Below are 1,268 nucleotides of genomic sequence, written 5' to 3'. Positions count from 1 at the left end.
CAGGGCTGACGGAGTTCTCGGATGTTGAGACGAGCGGGTGAGCCGGTGCAGGTCACGGCTTGATCGCGTACGGCGTGGCGATGGCCTGGAATGCAACAAGGCCCCGTAGAACGGCGGTTCTCACGCCAATCCGATCTACCGGAGCCTCGTTGTCCGTGCAGTGTGTCATGCCGCCCGTCCTGTCCGCCATCACCACCATCGTCAGCGACATTGACCAGCGCGAACTCTCCTACGAGGCGGAGACCGCGGACATGACCGACCTTCGCCAGGTGTGGGCACAGATCCCCGATCCCCGCGACCCGCGTGGACGCCGCCACCCGCTGACAGCGATCCTGGCCCTGGTCCAGGCCGCGATCGTGTCCGGAGCCACCTCCTACGCCGGGATCCGGCACTGGATCACCCACGCGCCGCAGGAGGTCCTGGCCCGGCTCGGGGCCCGCCGCGACCGGCGGACCGGCGAGTTCACCGCCCCGCACCCCGACACCGTGTGCCGCACGATCGCCCAGGTCAACGCCGCAGCCGTGGACGCCGCCTACGCCGCCCACCGCGCCGGCCAGCTGGCTGAGCTGTACGACGACCCCGATGAGCTGATCCCGATGACCGTCGACGGCAAGACGGCGCGCGGCAGCGCAGGCGCAGACCGGCCCGCCCGGCACCGGCTCGGCGCGCAGCTGGCCGCCGACGCCCTCATGGTCGCCACCCTCGACGTCGGCTCCAAGAGCAACGAGATCACCGCCTTCGCCCCGCTGCTGGACCAGCTGCCGAGTCTGACCAATGTGGTGATCAGCGCCGACCGGATGCACACCCAGCGCTCCCATGCCCGCTACCTGCACGATCGCGGAGCGTTCTACGTTCTGCCGGTCGGCGGCAACCAGCCCGGCCTGTTCGACCAGCTCGACGCCTTGGCCTGGAGGGACGTGCCGATCGGATGGAGCACCTACGACCGCGGCCACGGCCGTACCGAGATCCGCACCATCCAGGTGATGGCCGCCCCGCCCGGCATCCGCTTCCCGCATGTCAAGCAGGTCTTCCTCATCGAGCGTTACGTCTACGACCTGGATTGGAAGCCGGTCTCGGCCGTGGCGGTGCTGGGCGTCACCAGCCTGAGCGCCGACCTGGCCGGTCCCCGCCGCCTGGCCGAGCTCGCCAGAGGCGAGTGGTCGATCGAAAATCAAGATCATTATGTTCGGGACGTGACCTTCGGCGAGGACCGCTGCCGCGTCCGCACCGCCTCGGCCCCGTCCATCCTGGCCACGATGCGCAGCTAC

1 protein-coding gene is annotated in these 1,268 nt (G+C 69.6%); it reads left to right on the top strand.

The window, feature by feature from the left end; translation table 11 throughout:
* Nucleotides 1–155 precede the first annotated feature (155 nt).
* Nucleotides 156–1,268 (top strand): ISAs1 family transposase (locus ACWJ6R_RS36585; RefSeq protein WP_449066585.1); only part of this gene is annotated, 1,113 nt, incomplete at its 3' end.

It is taken from the genome of Planomonospora algeriensis, from assembly GCF_977012225.1.
Note: the sequence above shows the minus strand (reverse complement) of the source record. Positions and strands in the feature narration are given on the sequence as shown.